Annotated in this window: 18 protein-coding genes; 7 read left to right on the top strand and 11 right to left on the bottom strand. The window is 63.2% G+C overall.

The window, feature by feature from the left end:
• Positions 1-3: 3 nt before the first annotated feature.
• The 3 genes from ACFY5D_RS02155 to ACFY5D_RS02145 all read right to left on the bottom strand — a co-directional run bounded on the left by ACFY5D_RS02155 (position 4) and on the right by ACFY5D_RS02145 (position 2,610).
• Entirely contained in the window at positions 4-1,047 is a 1,044-nt protein-coding gene (locus ACFY5D_RS02155; RefSeq protein ID WP_387524377.1) for a Rieske 2Fe-2S domain-containing protein, read from the bottom strand.
• A 70-nt stretch (positions 1,048-1,117) separates the two neighbouring features.
• A complete protein-coding gene (locus tag ACFY5D_RS02150; protein WP_387524374.1) occupies positions 1,118-1,906 on the bottom strand; it encodes a cytochrome c in 789 nt (262 codons plus the stop codon).
• Between the two features lie 65 nt (positions 1,907-1,971).
• Positions 1,972-2,610, bottom strand: a complete 639-nt coding sequence (locus ACFY5D_RS02145) for a heme-copper oxidase subunit III (RefSeq protein ID WP_387524371.1) — start codon at positions 2,608-2,610, stop codon at positions 1,972-1,974.
• A 146-nt stretch (positions 2,611-2,756) separates the two neighbouring features.
• Between ACFY5D_RS02145 and trpD the strand changes: the two genes are divergently transcribed.
• Entirely contained in the window at positions 2,757-3,809 is a 1,053-nt protein-coding gene (gene trpD, locus ACFY5D_RS02140) for an anthranilate phosphoribosyltransferase (protein WP_387524368.1), read from the top strand.
• Between the two features lie 415 nt (positions 3,810-4,224).
• Here the strand turns inward: trpD and ACFY5D_RS02135 are convergent, their stop codons facing one another.
• The gene (locus ACFY5D_RS02135) at positions 4,225-4,503 is read right to left on the bottom strand and encodes an Lrp/AsnC ligand binding domain-containing protein (RefSeq protein WP_209996998.1); all 279 of its coding nucleotides are present in this window, start codon (positions 4,501-4,503) and stop codon (positions 4,225-4,227) included.
• 54 nt (positions 4,504-4,557) lie between these two features.
• On the bottom strand, positions 4,558-4,941 hold the full coding sequence (locus ACFY5D_RS02130; RefSeq protein WP_387524365.1) for a DUF3054 domain-containing protein: 384 nt from the start codon (positions 4,939-4,941) through the stop codon (positions 4,558-4,560).
• A 342-nt stretch (positions 4,942-5,283) separates the two neighbouring features.
• Here ACFY5D_RS02130 and ACFY5D_RS02125 point away from each other — a divergent pair, with 342 nt between their 5' ends.
• Entirely contained in the window at positions 5,284-5,724 is a 441-nt protein-coding gene (locus tag ACFY5D_RS02125; RefSeq protein WP_387524362.1) for a dihydrofolate reductase family protein, read from the top strand.
• A gap of 210 nt (positions 5,725-5,934) precedes the next feature.
• On the opposite strand, the gene ACFY5D_RS02120 is transcribed toward ACFY5D_RS02125, so the two are convergent.
• From ACFY5D_RS02120 to ACFY5D_RS02105, 4 genes are all read right to left on the bottom strand, one after another.
• Positions 5,935-6,489, bottom strand: coding sequence for a GNAT family N-acetyltransferase (locus ACFY5D_RS02120; RefSeq protein WP_387524359.1), 555 nt, complete (start codon positions 6,487-6,489; stop codon positions 5,935-5,937).
• Between the two features lie 152 nt (positions 6,490-6,641).
• Positions 6,642-7,529, bottom strand: coding sequence for a class II glutamine amidotransferase (locus ACFY5D_RS02115; RefSeq protein ID WP_387524356.1), 888 nt, complete (start codon positions 7,527-7,529; stop codon positions 6,642-6,644).
• Between the two features lie 254 nt (positions 7,530-7,783).
• On the bottom strand, positions 7,784-8,131 hold the full coding sequence (locus ACFY5D_RS02110; protein WP_387524350.1) for a VOC family protein: 348 nt from the start codon (positions 8,129-8,131) through the stop codon (positions 7,784-7,786).
• Positions 8,132-8,209: 78 nt separating this feature from the next.
• Positions 8,210-8,506: a hypothetical protein gene (locus tag ACFY5D_RS02105; RefSeq protein WP_387524347.1), complete on the bottom strand. Its 297-nt coding sequence runs from the start codon at positions 8,504-8,506 to the stop codon at positions 8,210-8,212.
• Between the two features lie 255 nt (positions 8,507-8,761).
• On the opposite strand from ACFY5D_RS02105, the gene ACFY5D_RS02100 reads away from it, so the two are divergent.
• Positions 8,762-9,733 carry an alkaline phosphatase family protein gene (locus tag ACFY5D_RS02100; protein WP_387524344.1) on the top strand — a complete coding sequence of 324 codons (972 nt, stop codon included), beginning with the start codon at positions 8,762-8,764 and terminating at the stop codon, positions 9,731-9,733.
• Between the two features lie 77 nt (positions 9,734-9,810).
• Here the strand turns inward: ACFY5D_RS02100 and ACFY5D_RS02095 are convergent, their stop codons facing one another.
• The gene (locus ACFY5D_RS02095) at positions 9,811-10,980 is read right to left on the bottom strand and encodes a glycoside hydrolase family 3 C-terminal domain-containing protein (RefSeq protein ID WP_387524342.1); all 1,170 of its coding nucleotides are present in this window, start codon (positions 10,978-10,980) and stop codon (positions 9,811-9,813) included.
• 156 nt (positions 10,981-11,136) lie between these two features.
• Between ACFY5D_RS02095 and ACFY5D_RS02090 the strand changes: the two genes are divergently transcribed.
• From ACFY5D_RS02090 to ACFY5D_RS02080, 3 genes are all read left to right on the top strand, one after another.
• Positions 11,137-11,733: a hypothetical protein gene (locus ACFY5D_RS02090; RefSeq protein ID WP_387524339.1), complete on the top strand. Its 597-nt coding sequence runs from the start codon at positions 11,137-11,139 to the stop codon at positions 11,731-11,733.
• Positions 11,734-11,795: 62 nt separating this feature from the next.
• Positions 11,796-12,518, top strand: coding sequence for a YcnI family protein (locus tag ACFY5D_RS02085; protein ID WP_387524336.1), 723 nt, complete (start codon positions 11,796-11,798; stop codon positions 12,516-12,518).
• A gap of 48 nt (positions 12,519-12,566) precedes the next feature.
• The gene (locus tag ACFY5D_RS02080; RefSeq protein WP_387524334.1) at positions 12,567-13,124 is read left to right on the top strand and encodes a copper resistance protein CopC; all 558 of its coding nucleotides are present in this window, start codon (positions 12,567-12,569) and stop codon (positions 13,122-13,124) included.
• A gap of 231 nt (positions 13,125-13,355) precedes the next feature.
• Here the strand turns inward: ACFY5D_RS02080 and ACFY5D_RS02075 are convergent, their stop codons facing one another.
• Positions 13,356-13,856 (bottom strand): hypothetical protein, encoded by a 501-nt coding sequence (locus ACFY5D_RS02075; RefSeq protein ID WP_387524331.1) that lies wholly within the window; start codon positions 13,854-13,856, stop codon positions 13,356-13,358.
• A gap of 519 nt (positions 13,857-14,375) precedes the next feature.
• Between ACFY5D_RS02075 and ACFY5D_RS02070 the strand changes: the two genes are divergently transcribed.
• On the top strand, positions 14,376-15,893 hold the full coding sequence (locus tag ACFY5D_RS02070; RefSeq protein ID WP_387524329.1) for a CHAD domain-containing protein: 1,518 nt from the start codon (positions 14,376-14,378) through the stop codon (positions 15,891-15,893).
• Position 15,894: the final 1 nt, after the last annotated feature.

Raw genomic sequence — 15,894 nt, 5'->3', positions numbered from 1 at the left:
GGATTAGCCACGCTCCCAGTAGCTCGGTCCAACAGGCTCGTGGAAGTCGCTCTGGGCGACCAGGAAGCCGTTGGAGTCAACCGTGATCGGCAGCTGTGGCAGCGGACGACCGGCCGGACCGAAGACAACCTTGCACTCGTTGGTGAGGTCGAAGGTCGACTGGTGGCACGGGCACAGCAGGTGGTGCGTCTGCTGCTCGTACAGAGCAACCGGGCAACCCACGTGGGTGCAGATCTTGGAGTAGGCGACGATGCCGTCTACGTGCCAGTTCTCGCGGCCGGGGGAGATGTTCATCTTTCCCGGATCCAGACGCATCAGCAGTACGACGGCCTTGGCCTTTTCGTTCAGCGGATCCTCGGACTCGTTCAAGCCCTCGGGGATGACGTGGAAGACCGAACCGATCTGCACATCCGAGGCCTTGATCGGGGTGCCCGAAGGGTCGCGGGTCAGGCGAACGTCCTTGGCCCACATGGTGTGACGCAGCTGTTCGATCAGCTGGTTTGCGGTCTTGCCCGAACCTTCAAGGTCGCGGAACATGAAGATCGCCGGAACCGGAGCCAACGCCATGGCGCCGATCAGGGTGTTGCGAATCAACGGGCGACGCTTGATGCCGGTTTCTTCGATGACCTGGTTGATGATGTCTTCGGCGTCCTGGCGATCCGCTTCGGGGCGGATCTCGTGGCGCATTTCCGAGACTTCGTGGTCCGGCATCAGGACCTTGGCCCAGTGGACGATGCCGATACCGATGCCGAGCATTGCAAAAGTGGTGCCAAGGCCGAGCATCGAGTTCTGCACGCGGATTTCCGTGAGGCTATCCGGACGTCCGAGAACGAAGTAAGCAATGAAGAACGACAGCGTTCCGATGATGGAGATGATAAAGAGCAGCGCTACCTGACGCTCTGCTCGCTTCTCTGCTCGCGGGTCGGTATCTGCCAAGCGCTTCCGATGCGGCGGAAGGCCGGGATCCTGGAACTTATCCAGGGTTCCCGTGCCAGCCTTAGCAACGGTGCCCGAATCGTCCGGACTGCCGTGACTATGGTCGCCCATGTTGTCTCTCATCCTTTTCTCAAGATTCATTAGTACGTAGTGATTTCGACGGGGTTAGCCGTCTGCGGCCTTAGGAAGGACGCGAAGTGAGCCAGATGGTGAAGGCGATGATGATGCCCAAACCAGCGGTCCAGATGAAGAGACCTTCAGATACCGGACCCAACGAACCAAGCCTGGCTCCGCCGGGCGAACCCTGGGATTCGATTTCCTTCAAGAAGGTGATGACGTTGCGCTTCTCTTCGGGGGAGATGTTCGAGTCGTTGAAGACCGGCATGTTCTGCGGGCCGGTGATCATGGCCTCGTAGATGTGCTTTTCCGAAACCCCAGCCAAGGAAGGAGCGAACTTACCGCGCGTAAGGGCACCACCAGCTGCGGCGGCGTTGTGACACATTGCGCAGTTCACGCGGAATACGGTGCCGCCTTCGGCGGCGTGGCCCTTGGAAGTATCAAGAACTTCCTCGGTGGGGATGGACGGTCCGGCACCCAAGCTGGCAACGAATGCGGCGAGCTGGGAGATCTGTTCGTCATCGAACTGCACCGGCTTGACCTGAGCCTGGGGGCCCTGCATCTGCATCGGCATACGGCCGGTACCGACCTGGAAGTCGACTGCAGCGGCGCCAACACCAATCAGCGAAGGACCGTCTGCGGATCCTTCGGCATTCATGCCATGGCAGGTGGCACAGTTGGCGACGAAGAGCTTGTTGCCTTGTTCGATGTCGCTAGCGGTGTATCCAGTGGCTGCCTTAGCCTCGTTGACGCTGCCGGCGGCCACATACAGGCCTCCGGTGATGAGCAGGCCCATCAAAAGCAGCGCGACGGCGGCGAGTGGATGGCGGCGCCTTTGCGAAAGAGCCTTCACTTGCTGGTTCCTCACTTATTTCTTAGAACTGGGAGCTGCCGTAAGTAGGCAACTTTTGGAGTGCGCTACTTCAGGAAGTAGATGATGATGAACAGGGCGATCCACACGACGTCGACGAAGTGCCAGTAGTAGGACACCACGATCGCGCCGGTTGCTTCGTAGTGACCGAACTTACGTGCAATGAGTGCACGACCGATGATCAGCAAGAAGGCGATGAGGCCGCCGGCCACGTGCAAGCCGTGGAAGCCGGTGGTCATGTAGAAGACAGAGCCGTATGCGTTGGAGTTCAACGCAATGCCGTGAGCAACCAGTTCGGTGTACTCGTAGGCCTGAACGGAAACAAAGATGGCACCGAGGATGAAGGTCAGGACGAACCATTCGACCATTCCCCATTCCTTCAAGTTGAACAGTCCGCCGGTGCGGCGAGGCTTAAGATCCTCGGCACGGAAGACACCCAACTGGCAGGAGAATGAGCTCGAGACCAGGATGATCGTGTTAATAAGTGCGAACGGAACGTTGAGTTTCGCGGTTTCGGTCGCCCACAGTTCCGGCGATGCAGCGCGGAGTGTGAAGTACATGGCAAAAAGCGCGGCAAAGAACATGAGCTCGCTGGATAGCCAGACGACAGTTCCTACCGACACCATGTTGGGACGGTTCGGCGCAGGATGCGCCGGGGCATTTAGGGCATGAGTCGCAGTTGTCACAGAGCCATTATGTCTATAAAAGTGCCTCTGACACCAATGCATAGCCCCCCGCGTGGCGCGAATTTTGGGCACTTCACGCCTACAACCGCGGAAACACGCGGGATTAACATTTCAGACTTTCTACGATTCGTAGATAACCTAGAGGCGTGTCAACGATTCGAGCGCAGCAAAAGTTCCCCACATGGCCAACAATTCTCTCGAGCCTGATCGCCGGCGGCGACCTGGATCGGGACCAAGCGTATTGGGCCATGGGCGAGGTGATGACGGGGAATGCCACCGATTCCCAGGTGGCTGGTTTCCTTGTCGCGCTCCGTTCCAAGGGCGAAACCGTCGACGAATTGACCGGTCTTGTGGAAGCAATGCTGGCCAATGCGAGGCCGCTCACAATAGAGGGTGACCGACTAGACATCGTCGGAACCGGCGGTGACAGGCAAAACACGGTCAACATCTCCACCATGGCTTCCCTGGTCTGCGCAGGAGCTGGCGCCAAGATCGTCAAGCACGGGAACCGGGCCGCATCATCTTCCGCCGGCTCGGCGGACGTCCTTGAGGCGCTCGGCGTGCGACTTGATATGCCCATCGATCGGCTTGAGGACGTCCTCGACGCGGCGAACATCACTTTCTGCTTCGCCCAGGTGTTCCACCCTTCGATGCGCAATGCCGCGGTGCCCCGTCGAGAGTTGGGCGTGCCAACGGCATTCAACTTCATGGGCCCGCTGACCAACCCCTCGCAACCGACGGCATCCGCGATCGGCTGCTCCGACCTTCGCATGGCTCCGCTCATGGCGGGCGTCCTGGCTGCACGCGGCGTCCGCGCCTTGGTGTTCCGCGGTGAGGACGGCTTGGACGAGTTCACCACGACCGCGCCGAACCGGGTGTGGGAGGTCCGTGACGGCAAGGTCACCGAATCGATCTTTGACGCCCAGGACATCGGAATGGCCCGGGCCACCCTTGATGATTTGCGCGGGGGAGACTCCGCACACAACGCGCAGGTTGTTCGCGAGATCCTCGACGGAGCCCGCGGACCCGTCCGAGACGCGGTGGTGCTCAATGCTGCCGCGGGCCTGGTGGCGCTGGACGCTTCTGCCGACGGTACCTTGCAGGAACGGCTCATTGCGGCGAAGGCCAAGGCCGAAGACGCGATTGATTCCGGAGCAGCCAAGCGTGCGCTTGAGGCTTGGATCGCGGCGACCGCCTAGTCCTGGGACCGTCAACCCAAAATATTGATCCGTGGCACGCCTGTCCCCAGGGGACGCAAGGTGTGCCACGCCTGTTTCTGGCGCCTCTGGGGTGAGAAACAACCCGGAGGTACGGATCCTGGCTGCAGGGGCGCGGGTGAGCGCGTGGGGCCGTCCGAAGGACTGCGCGGGTTGCAGTCGGTCTCGGGTTTCTGCCAAAGCAACCACGGCGGGTGTCCAGGTCAATGACACGTGCCCTGGACACCTGCATGTCAGGTCCGCCGACCCATACCCGATAGCCACGGGATCCCTCCTTGCCGCCCCGCGTTCCGGGTGCCCGGATTCCGCTTAAACGACTGGGTGGCTTGTCGTTGATCAGGAATTGATCGACAACAAGCCACCCGGTTGGATGCTGCTGAGGCTGCGGGGCCGTGACTTACTCGAGGCCGAGCGAGAACGCGGCGTCGAGATCGTGGCTTGAATATGCGCGGAACGCTATGTGGGTCTGTGTGCCCTTGATCCCGGGGACCTTTGAGAGTCGGTTGGCAATGACTTCGGCCAGATCCTCGTGGTGACGCACTCGCGCGATGGCAATGAGGTCCCAGTCGCCGGCGACCGAGTAGACCTCGGAGATGCCCTCGATGTCTGAAATCTTCTCTGCGCACTCGGGAATGCTGTCAGAAGCTGTTTGGATCATCACGAATGCAGTGACCACGGTGTTACCTCCAGTAATTAATGGTGTCGGTCCGAAGCTTAGGCAGAGCCTAGTTCAGGACTTGGCGGAGCGCACGCGGCGGCGCGCAATAAGAGTGGTGATGCCCCGTCGACCCATCAAGAAGACACCCAGGACGATCGTGGCGACGACGATGAAAGCAACGGCGGCGGTGCCCCCGAAGAGCACCCGGAACGCCAGCCCCAGGGCAACCGTGCCGAGCCATACAAGGAATCCGGTGGGCCAAAGGCGCGAGTGGTTGATCCACGGACGCGAGAGCAGGCTCAGAATCGTCAGCGAAATGAGGAAAGGGGCTGCTGTCTGCAGCACGCCCAGCACTGTCAACGAGTGCTCGTGTGATTGCCGTCCGATCAGGGCAAAGAGCAGGACTAGAACCACGTCGATCGCAAAATAGGCGATCCAGGTCTTGCGAGAGGTCATATAGCTATTCTACGGCCAGTAGTAACCGGTGCCAGACGTTGTATTCCCGGACGCAAGCTGCATTGCACCCGAGAGGACACTCGGCGAGCGCCGTGAACCCGATTTCGATGCGTCTACCGCCATGGGACTTGTTCACTCTGCCGACCGCTTACCCTTCTTGGTCGCGATGTGAGGACGATTTTAGGCAGTCGAAATACCGCTTCTTGGTGGGCAGAGCCACCAAGACTCCATTCCCGCTGGCTCTGCCCGGAAAGTTCTCATCCACCCAAGCCGACAGATCGCCATAATCGGAGGAGCCTGGGTAGGTGACCAGTGAGTCGCTTGTCTGAAGGAACGTTCCAAATGCGCAAGGTCATCGTCTGCAACATCTCAAGCCTTGACGGCTACTTCGCCGGGGTCGGCGGCAATCCGCTGGTGCTGAACATGGATGCGGCGTTGGACGCGCTGAACCTCGAGCACATGCGTTCCGCCGGTACGGTCTTGCTGGGCCGTGCCTCGTTCGAATTGTTCCGTTCGTTCTGGCCGAACGTCGCCGACGCGCCCGAGGATCCCGCGAATCCTGGATTGAGTGAAACCAACAGGGTTCTTAGCCGGCTCTACGGAGAGATTCCCAAACTCGTTGTCGGTGACAGTTGCGTGCTGCCCGTCGACAACGCCTGGCATGACAGCAGTCGCGTCATTCCGGGCTCAGAGATCGACCGGTTGCTCCGCATCGAGAAGGCGGGCGTTGGTGGGGACATCGTGGTCTTTGCGAGCCACCTGCTTTGGAACGTGTTGCTGTAGCGTGGACTCATCGATGAGTTGCACCTTGTGCCGGGACCCAGGGCAATTGGTGGAGGGATTCCGCTCTATTCCCGGCCGGCGTCCCTGAGGTTGCTGGGGAGTTCGGTGCTGCAGGATTCCGAGAATGTGCCTCTGAGGTATGCGCCCGAATCGGCTGCGGTCGAATGGCACCTTGTTGTGCGTGGTGGATGGATCCGTGGCCGGGGGCTTTTATCGGAGGTTGAGCTCGAGCACTGTTTCCAGTCCGTCTTCCTCATCCCACTGTTCGCCGACCACCCGGAACCCGTATTGATCCACCAGGTTGCGCGACGGGACGTTGTCGGGGCGGATGGATGCACGCACCGTGTTCACGCGGGGATCGCGCCTGGCCGCATCGATCAGTGTCACGAGTGAGGCCCGCGCGTAGCCTCGCCGGCGGCACGTGGGGTCTATCGAGTAGCCGACTTCGACCATGCCCGTCGCATCCGGCTGGCCGTGGAATCCCGCACGCCCAACGACCGCCCCCGTTTCGGCATCAACGACAAGCCTGGTCACCCATGGGGCCTCGGCGGCATCCCGGGTGATCTGCCTCCGCCGCCTGAGCCAAAGGCCTCGGCATTCGGCGGTGGTCAGGTATGGCGTCAGGTCAAGATCAGTCAGGGATCGGGCTTTGTCCAGGTCTCCGTCGGCGAGGGCATCGAGTACGTCGCGTGGCACTTGCACGAGCCTCACCCGGACGCCCACACGTGAGGGGTCCGAGGTCCAGGGGGCGGCGGTGATGGTCATGATCCCATTTTTCCAGATGGTCCGCTCGGACATCGGAGTTGCAATGAATTGCGGAGCCTCGACGGCGTCGCCCGCTCAAGGCGCGTGTTTCGAATGCATATTCGAAAGCGGTTGTTGGCTGGGCGGCTTCCCCCATGGCTTCCCATGGCCGTTCAGGAGGGGCGGACATGCGTTTGCGGATGCTGGGAGGCCGCAGTCTTTGGGTCGAGCTGCTCCAACGTCATCAGCCGAAGCGGATTCCCTGGCAGGGGGAAGCTGGATTCCACGCCGAGCGCCCTGTCGACGTGCAGCAGCTCGCCCGGTTCCAGCGGTCGCCAGGCGGGATCCGCACTCATCATCTCCGTGGCCACGATGACGGATGAGCGTGCGGCCAGTTCCGGGCTGTGCGCGTGGATGCGGTCGCTATGCATGCGCAGGTCTTCAGAGGGCGCATTCCTCCCGATGCGCCGCTCGAGGACGTATAGCTCGTGCGTCGCGGGATATCTGAGCGCCCAGAGGTCGGTGGGAGTGGTCAGGATGAAATTCAGGCTGTAGACGGGAAGGTTTTCCGCGATCCAGGTGAGTGCGGCGGCGATCCCCGCGGCCACGTCGCCGGCGGCCCGACGGATTTCCGCGGTGATCAAGGCAAACATCCGCTCGCTATCGGTCTGGCCCAGGACCAGTTCCGAGGTCCCGAGCAGGGACAGGCGACTGTCGAGTTCGTCGAGGCCGCCCAGTACGCCGTTGTGGGCCAACAGGCGGCCGTCCTGAACGAACGGATGGGTGTTCTCTGGAGTGTGCCCGCCGGTGCTCGCGTAGCGGACGTGGGCGAGAAACGTGGTGCTCTCCAGATGCTTGGCTTCGAAGGCAAACTCGGGATCGTGCCATGCGGAGATCGGCTGCTTGCTGATGAACGGGCTGCCGTCCGCGGCGAACGAGCCGATTCCCGTTCCGTCGGGCTCGTAGTGGCTCTGGAGTTCCAGGCTGTTGGGAGCCCGCAACAGCCAAAACGAGGCCTTCGCGGGGTGGTGGCCCGTGTGCATCCCGAACAATCGACACATGGTTGCCCTCCCTCACCGATTTGCCCCGCGGGCTTCTTCGAACCCACGTTGTCCCGCCGAGCCGCGTTTATCAAGGGTGGGCACGACAAGATTGCCCGGAGCGCCGGAACCTCCGTCCGGCTGCGTTGTTGTTGCGGTTGGCGGGAGGCGCCTCGGCGAGCGCATCGTCGTGAACGGTTCGACAGCGAATGCCCTCCGTGGCAGGGCGATACCAGGGGCACCAACCGGCGTGCCACGCAGTCATCGTCGTTCGTTCAATCGGATTGCTTGGGCCGCCACACGCCGAATCGGTTGCCCCGCGGGTCAAGGAGGTGGGCGAATTCGATTGAGCCGTTGTCGACGTAGGGGAGTGCGACACTGGCGCCCAGCGATAGGGCCCGGGCGATCGCCGCCTTGACGTCGTCGACCTGCACGTAGAAGATCGCCCAGGAGCTTCCGCCGGTGGACGTGGTGTCCCACAGCCCGCCCTTCCCGCCGTTCACCATGCCGTAGCCGAGCGGCGAGGGGTCGTCGAAGGTCCAGTCGAAGAGCGACCCGTAGAAGTGCCGCGCCTCCTCCGGGTCGGGCGTACCGATCTCAAAGTAATTCGGAATTTCGGCCATGGCCGCCTCCTTCTCCCGTCTTGCCTCCGCACGCAGGAAGGCCGTTGCCAATGGACTTGGCAGCGGCCTTGCACGTCGCTAGGGCATGACCTTGTACAGATCGATGACGGTCTCTTCGGGCGGCGAGGTGAATCCGCCCTCGATTCCTTCCTGCATGCGGGGAAGGAGGATGCCGTCGCGGAACTTCTCCCAGCTCTCCTTCGACTCGTGGACGGCCATGATCGTCCAGCCTCCGGCGGAAGCACCGCTGGCATGGAAGATCTGGCCTTCCGGCAGGCTGCCGTCTGCCGGGTGGACCGCGGCAAGCGAGACGTCGTATTGCTCCTTGGTGCCTCCTGGGAAGAAGTGCACAATTCCGTATGGGGTGGCTCCCATGATTGTTCCTTGGGCGAAAAGGGATGTATCGGACACCTCTGTAATAGACCCCGCCAATTTGGGTGTCAAGGAGTTGGCGGGCAGCGGTTCCCGGTCCCGCGGCCGTGCGGTCGGGCGAACAGGTCGACGACGCCCGGCCGCGGGGTCTTCCTTCATCCAGCCGACGCCCTGAAGGTGGTTGGGGGTCAAGCGCCCTCGCAGAATGAGGGTGCCTGGGGATGGGAAAGATGCGATCGCCCGGATTAGTATCGGGTGATGGGCAGGAAAAACAGATTCCTTGTCGCCGTGGCGATCGGCGTCTTTGCGGCGGGACCGTTGCTGGCGGGATGCACTTCGCCGGGGCCCTCCGCCGTGCAATCGGCGTCGTCCACCATGCCTGGCCCAAGCCCGAGCCCTTCGGCGGGCAGTCCCGAATCCACTGCGGTTCCGCAAGCGGGGATCGACCATGTGGTCATCATCGTCGAGGAGAACCACTCGCGCTCGAACATCCTGGGCAACGCCGCCGCCCCGTACATCAACAAGTTGGCCGCCGAGAATGCGCTGGCGACCAACTACCGAGCCGTGATGCACCCGAGCCTTCCCAACTACCTGGCGATGACCAGCGGGACGAACGCCGGCATCACGGACGACTGCGAACCCGGGGACGGCTGCATGGCGCAGGTTCCGAACATCACCGACGCCATCGAACGGTCGGGACGGACCTGGAAGATGTATGCGGAAAGTATGCCCGCCCCGTGCACGGCCACCAATTCCGAGCTGTACGGCGTGAGGCACAATCCGTTCATGTACTACCCGAGCGTCACCGACTACAAGGGCTCGTGCGAGGCGCATGTCGTTCCCCTGACCCGGCTGAGCGAGGACCTGAAATCAGCCGAGGGACTGCCCAACTACGTGTTCATCGCCCCCAATGTCTGCAACGACATGCACGACTGCCCCGTGGAAACGGGCGATGCCTGGCTGTCACGCCATGTGCCCAAGATCCTGGCGTCGCCCCCGTTCACGACGCAGAACTCCCTGCTGGTGCTCACCTGGGACGAGGACGAGGACGAGGGCGGGAACAACACCGTGCCAACCATCTTCGCCGGGCCCGCCGCCCGGCAGGCCTTCACATCCCACCGGAAGTACGACCACTACTCCCTGCTGCACACGATTGAGAGCCGGTGGGGCCTGACTCCCATGACGGCGAACGACAGGAAAGCGCCGGTCATGGACGACATGCTCAAATAAGGGGTGGAACTGTTCGACCGGCCCGGCCGGCTGAACAGTTCCACCCTGCGCGGGTTTCCGCACATGCTTCCCGGGTGTCAGGCCCCCGTGTTGTAGCCCAGCCCGTGGCCGAAGCGGAATAGCGGGTCGACGGTGTCAAAAGGCACGTCCGGAAGGTTCACCCGCACGGCATCCATGGAACGCGGCAGGTCCATGGGCAGCCTGCCCTGCGGTTCGGCGTCGCCAAAAAGCACGTCGAGCAGTGCATGGCTGCTCGCGCCGAAGTTGGCGGTGATGGCGGCGGCCTCGCCGACCAGCGGAGTGAGGATGGCCGGACGGTCCAGGAACACGTCGATCACCGTCGGCACCGTGCCGCAGAGCGCGACCAGGCCCTCGAGCTGGTCCGCCGGGTAGTCGAGGGAACCCGCATGGAAGAAGTTCTCGAACATGGTGTCCCGCTGCTCGAACGGCGCCTGCAGGCGCACGATCGCGACGTCGGCTTCCTCCGGCGAATCGACCACCGTTCCGTATCCGGCGGCCGCCTCCGCGGAGACGCCCTGCAGGTAGACCTTGACGCCGCGGGACAGCGGCAGCGTGGGGGCGCCGGCGGCATCTGCCCGGTTGCTCAGCAGCGTGAACGACGCGCGCTGGGCGGCCTCGCCCGCGGCCCGGAATTCCGCGCTGCCGACGATTGCCTCGGCACGCCGGACGTCGACCATGGGGGAGTCGAAGAGCCCGAGTACGAACTTTTCGCGCAGCAGCCGGCGGGCGGACACGTCGATCCGTTCCTCGCTGATCTCGCCGCTCCGGACCAGGTCGATCAGGACCTCGGGGATGGCCTCGCCGCCGAACTGGTCGGCCCCGGCGTTGAGCACGGCAAGCATCCGGTCGCGGGTGGAGAGGTGTTCCACGCCCCAGGCCCGGGCCGGGAAGGGCTCCCCGGCGATGACCGCGTCGCTGAGCAGGCCCCAGTCTGTGCAGACGACCCCGTCGAACTTGTAACGATCGCGCAACAGGCCGGTGATGACCGACTTGTTGAAACCGAAGCCGACCTCGTCGTACTCGGTGCCCACAGGCATGCCGTAGTAGGGCATGATCTGGCTGGTGCCGGCGTCGAAGGCTGCCTCGAACGGCAGCAGGTGGTGCTCGAAGTTGTCCCCGGGGTAGACCTGCTCGCGGCCGTAGGAGAAGTGCGGGTCCTCCCCGTCCTTCTGGGGCCCGCCGCCGGGGAAGTGCTTGGTCATGGTGGCCACGGAATCGCCGCCCAAGGTTTCGCCCTGGAAGCCGCGGTTTTAGGCATCATCCGGCAAACGGTGTACAGGCATGCGTCGCCCACCAGAGTGTTACGGCTCGATGGAGCATAGTTGCTGGCGAAGCCCTAAGCTGGGGAGCGACTTTTACGAGCGATAGAAAAAGGGGCGGCAATGCAGGAACGGCACGCGCGCATGCTCCGTGCCGCCGTGGTCAGCGTCGTCGTGCTGGCTCTCTCCGCAGGAGCGCACCAGGCCGGCGGCGGAATGCTGCCGCACCCTGCTGTCCTCGTCGGGTTTGCCACACTGACCATGCTGGCCTCAATCGTCGTTGCCAAGCGTACCTTGGGTCTACCGGCCCTGCTGGCGGTCCTGGGTGGAGGGCAGTTCGCGCTCCACCAGGCATTCGAATTTCTCAGCACCACCACCACGATGGTGTGCGCCTCGGCTTCCACCCACCTTGATCACTCGGCCGCACTGACATGTACCGTCGGGTCCGCCGAGTCACACCAGCATGCCGTCCAGGGCGGGGGTGGTGTCACCATGTTCGCGGCCCACGTGATTGCGACCCTGGCAACCGCCATCCTTATCACCCGCGGCGAAGAAGCGCTTCACGCGGTGGCGAGGTGGATGCGCCCGCTCTTCACGGTCCTGCGCACTTCCCCCGTTCGCCCGCCGGCTTGGATCATTCCTGTTGTCCAGGCACACCGTCTGCCTGCCGTGCCATTCCTCGTCTCGCCGCCGCTACGTGGCCCACCTGCCTTTCGCTGATTCCGACTTCTTCCATTACTTCGTGCCGGCCACCATGGGCCGCGCACAGCGAAAGGCATGCCATGAAACTCCGTCGTACCCTCCTCGTATCCGCAGCAACCGCCGGCCTGATGGCCGCTGGAATTGCCTCGGCCAGCGCCCACGTTACCGTCAAGCCGGATAGCACCGACGCGGGCGCATACTCCGTACTGACTTTCGCCGCCTCACACGGCTGCGAAGGATCACCCACCACCAGCTTCACCATCAACATCCCCGAATCCATCGCCGACGCCAAACCCACCATTTACCCCGGCTGGGACGTGAAGAAGATCGAGGAAAAGCTGGCCGAACCGCTGACCACCGAAGACGGCTCCACCATCACCAAGCACATCGGCAAGATCGTCTACACGGCAAAGACCCCGCTGGAAGACGGTTACCGGATGGCATTCGAGATCCAGGTCAAGAACCCGGACAAGGCAGGCGAAACCCTTGCGTTCCCCACGCTCCAGACCTGCGAGAAGGGGGAGACCGATTGGGCCCAGATGCCGGCGGAGGGCCAAGACCCGCACGCACTTGAGGCCCCCGCCGCGAGCTACACACTGACGGCGGCCTCCGAGGAAGGACACCACCAGGCGGCGAGCACCGCCACTGACGGTGTGGTCCCGGCGGGCAGCGCCCAGGCCGTGCCAGCTTCGGACAACCAAGCCTCACAGGTCCCGGGTTACCTGGGGCTGGGCGCGGGAGTGTTGGGCCTGGTAGCCGGAGGGATCGCGCTAAGCCGCACCCGCAAGACGTCCGGCAAGTAGGTCGGGGACGTGGAGTCTTCAAGGCCACGCCGATCGAGCGTCCCGCTGGTGATCAGACAGTCCTTGACTGTCGTGGCGCTCGTTGCGCTCGCTCTGCTGGCCCCGGTCTCGGCTGCCTCCGCCCACGACAGCCTCACGGGAACGAACCCCAAAGACGGCCAGACGGTGAAGGTCATGCCGGATATCATCGACATGGCCTTCAGCAACATGCCCCTGGCCATCGGAACCAAGGTCCTTGTTGAAGATGCCGGTGGAAAGAACTGGGCCGTCGGCGATGTCAAGATCGTGGACAACGTGGTCAGCCAATCCGTCAGTCCCGATGCCCCCGGCGGGGATTACACGGTGATCTGGCGGGTGGTGTCTTCTGATGGGCATCCCATTGAGGGCACTTTCGGGTTCACGGCGAACTCCGGTGCCGCCGGAGCGCCGACTTCGCAGGCAGCCGAGCCGCAATCAACCGCGGACCGGTCCCAAGAGCCGGAAACATCGGCACCTGGCGGATTCCCCTTCTGTCCGGTGGTCGGTTTGGTCGCGGTCCTGCTGGCGCTGACGGCCATCGTCATGCGGTTGGCCCGCCGACGTCCGGACAAAAACGGGTCGCTCTGAAGCGAGGAACCAAGGGGTTGAGCCGGCCTATGAAGGCCGGCTCAACCAGGCCGCGGAGATAAAGCCGACACCGCCCACGGGCACGTCAGGGCCCCTATCCGCAACATGAACGGAAACCGGGGGCTTCACCGGGCAAGGTTGCGGGCGACATCTGAGAATGACCCTCGCAACGATGCCCGGTGATGGGAGCATCAGCCGCTTGGTGCTGGACCCTCCACCGCAGTCGTTTCATCATGCCGGACCGAGTCCGGCTTCCCTGGCTGCCCTGTGCCGGAGGAACTTGCCCGCGACCAGACGGGTAACCAAGAAGGAAACAATGGAGAACACAACACCGACTGCAAGGGCTGCCGGCGGGTTTGCGTCCCTCATGATCAAGGTAAAAACAGCAAGCAGGAGCGATGTCGTGCTGGCACCCATGCCGGCTGCCAGCGCTTGGTGTCTGGTGGAAGGAAAAGGGACTTTTCCAGTGTGGACGTACAACCCGATCAACGCACCGACAGCGGGAACCAAGGCAGCGACGCCACCGACGGGAATGCCATAAAGTATTGGGATCACTGCCCAGATCCCTGGGCTCCCGACGCCCGAAACCTCGGGATTCGCGGCCATCGGAATGGCCAAGAACAAGCCAAGGACGGCACCGAGACCTGCGCCGGCCAGAACCCCGGTGAGTATTGCCAACAGGAACAACGGAATGATTAAAGATCCGAGCTTCTCTCCGGCTGTCCTTGGCATGGGCCCATCCTACCTATAAAACGTTGCCCGACTTGGGGCGGGACCGGTTGAGGCGACGGCACCCGGCCGCGCCACGGGTGCAGGAACTCAACAAGCAGACCACACCCCGCATAAGGCGAAATGATTGTTCACACGCAGCCGGGACGGCGGCGCGTCATCGTCATCCGGTCGCTGGATCCACCGCGAATTGCTGCGCCAAGATCGACGATTTGGAGAACTTGTTCGGCATCTTCGCCAGCTCTGGTAGAGGCGATCTCCGGGTCCTAGAATCGGGGTGGAGGCAACCGACGACCGAGCCCCGGGACTTGCCTACATGCTCCACCCAATGTCCCTGCAGTTCCGGGAAAGGACGCCTCGCTTGAGCAAGATCCAGAGCCACTTCAGCACCCAGCTTCTCGGGGGTGCGGCGGTGGCAGGCCCGTGCGGAACCGAATACCTTCCGTACGGGCCTGCCACCGCCGCAATGTTTGAGTCCGCGGCAATGTTGCACGGCATGACAGGGCCTGAGGCTCCAACGCCATGAAACCAGACGGATACCCCCAGTCGGAACCCGTATACGAGGTCGGCGCAGCGTCACCCTTGCCGATACTGATGGACATTCAGGCCGTGGAACGGGTGTCGGATCCGGTCGAGTCCCGGCTCGACGCCGTCTATTTCGACACGGCGACATTGGCCTTGGCCACCCGGCGCATCACCCTCCGACGCCACACGGGAGGAATCGAGCACGGGTGGCATTTGGGAATCCCCGACGGGACCACCCACTGGCAGGAATTCATCGCCCCGCTGGGACAACCCGATGTAGTACCGGGGGAGCTGCTCACCCATGTGCTGGCTTACGCCCGCGGCGAGGGTATTGCGCCCATCGTGCACCTGGGCACCCAACGCAGCACCTATCGGCTCTACGGAACCCGAGGCGAGCACTTGGCCGACTTCGTCGACGACCGGATCCAGGCCAAAAGGCCGCACTCCGAGGGTCCCGGCGTCGAATGGCGGGAATGGACGCTGCAGCGCGTGCACGGAGACAACGACGTGCTCGTCGCCGCCGAGGAAATGCTGGCCGCGACGGGTGCCGGGCACCCCCGGCAAAGCTCCGAACTCGCCCGCGCGCTCGGCGGCTCCTTCCCACCCGCACGTGCCACCGGCACCGGAAAGCCGCGCAAGAAGGGACCGGCCATCGATGTCGTGACGGCCTACCTTGATGTTCACGTCAACGCGCTTCTCAGCAACGATGCCGGGGTGCGGATGGAGCTTCCGGATGCGGTCCACCAAATGAGATCCGCGACCCGACGGCTGCGGTCCGCCCTGTCAACATATGCCGACCTCTACACCAAGGACGCTGCGCAGGGGCTCGGCGCCGAGTTGAAATGGTTCGCCCGGATTCTGGGTCGACCACGCGATGCCGAGGTCATGCGGGACCGTCTCCGCCAACGCATGGACGACTTGCCCGAATCACTCCGAGCCGGGCCCGTTCCCGAACCCATGGAGCGCGAAATCGGCACCGCCTACAACGTCGACTACAGGGAGCTGCTGAAGGTTCTTGAATCCGACCGCTACTACCGGCTGCTGGACGACCTCGAACGGTTCCGCGACGATCCACCGGCAAGCCCCCGGGCCTCCAGACCCGCACGCAGCGCAACGGCAAAATTGGTCAACGAGTCGGCCAAGCGACTGGACCGTGCGCACAAATCCGTTACCCGAACCAAGGCAGGCAGCACCCGGGACGTCGCGCTCCACCGTGTCCGCAAGGAAGCCAAACGACTGCTGCACGTCGCCGACTCCGTAGCCGAGATCCACGGAAAGCGCGCCCGCAAGATCTCCCTCCGCGCCCATCGTCTCCAGAGGACACTTGGTGACCACCACGACAGTGTCATGGTTCGCACTCTCCTTGAAGAGCTGGTCACGGACCCGACCTTGCCCGAGGGAACCGTCAAGGCGTACCGCCGGATTCTGAAAATCGAGAGAGACATCGCACGTGCCGCGGCGAAGAAATATTCCAAGACGAGGAAGAAGCTCTCGCGCCTGCGCCTGCACCGCTGAC

It is taken from the genome of Paeniglutamicibacter sp. NPDC012692 (genome assembly GCF_042901625.1).
In the GTDB taxonomy this organism is placed as follows: domain Bacteria; phylum Actinomycetota; class Actinomycetes; order Actinomycetales; family Micrococcaceae; genus Paeniglutamicibacter.
The sequence above is the reverse complement of the archived record's forward strand: the minus strand, read 5'-3'. Positions and strand labels throughout refer to the sequence as shown.

Coding starts and splice junctions, on each gene's coding strand:
- ACFY5D_RS02100 (WP_387524344.1), top strand. CDS start 8,762: ATGGGCAGGAAAAACAGATTCCTTGTCGCCGTGGCGATCGGCGTCTTT.
- ACFY5D_RS02090 (WP_387524339.1), top strand. CDS start 11,137: ATGCAGGAACGGCACGCGCGCATGCTCCGTGCCGCCGTGGTCAGCGTC.
- ACFY5D_RS02155 (WP_387524377.1), bottom strand. CDS start 1,047: ATGGGCGACCATAGTCACGGCAGTCCGGACGATTCGGGCACCGTTGCT.
- ACFY5D_RS02070 (WP_387524329.1), top strand. CDS start 14,376: ATGAAACCAGACGGATACCCCCAGTCGGAACCCGTATACGAGGTCGGC.
- ACFY5D_RS02105 (WP_387524347.1), bottom strand. CDS start 8,506: ATGGGAGCCACCCCATACGGAATTGTGCACTTCTTCCCAGGAGGCACC.
- ACFY5D_RS02125 (WP_387524362.1), top strand. CDS start 5,284: ATGCGCAAGGTCATCGTCTGCAACATCTCAAGCCTTGACGGCTACTTC.
- ACFY5D_RS02115 (WP_387524356.1), bottom strand. CDS start 7,529: ATGTGTCGATTGTTCGGGATGCACACGGGCCACCACCCCGCGAAGGCC.
- ACFY5D_RS02085 (WP_387524336.1), top strand. CDS start 11,796: ATGAAACTCCGTCGTACCCTCCTCGTATCCGCAGCAACCGCCGGCCTG.
- ACFY5D_RS02130 (WP_387524365.1), bottom strand. CDS start 4,941: ATGACCTCTCGCAAGACCTGGATCGCCTATTTTGCGATCGACGTGGTT.
- ACFY5D_RS02110 (WP_387524350.1), bottom strand. CDS start 8,131: ATGGCCGAAATTCCGAATTACTTTGAGATCGGTACGCCCGACCCGGAG.
- ACFY5D_RS02120 (WP_387524359.1), bottom strand. CDS start 6,489: ATGACCATCACCGCCGCCCCCTGGACCTCGGACCCCTCACGTGTGGGC.
- ACFY5D_RS02075 (WP_387524331.1), bottom strand. CDS start 13,856: ATGCCAAGGACAGCCGGAGAGAAGCTCGGATCTTTAATCATTCCGTTG.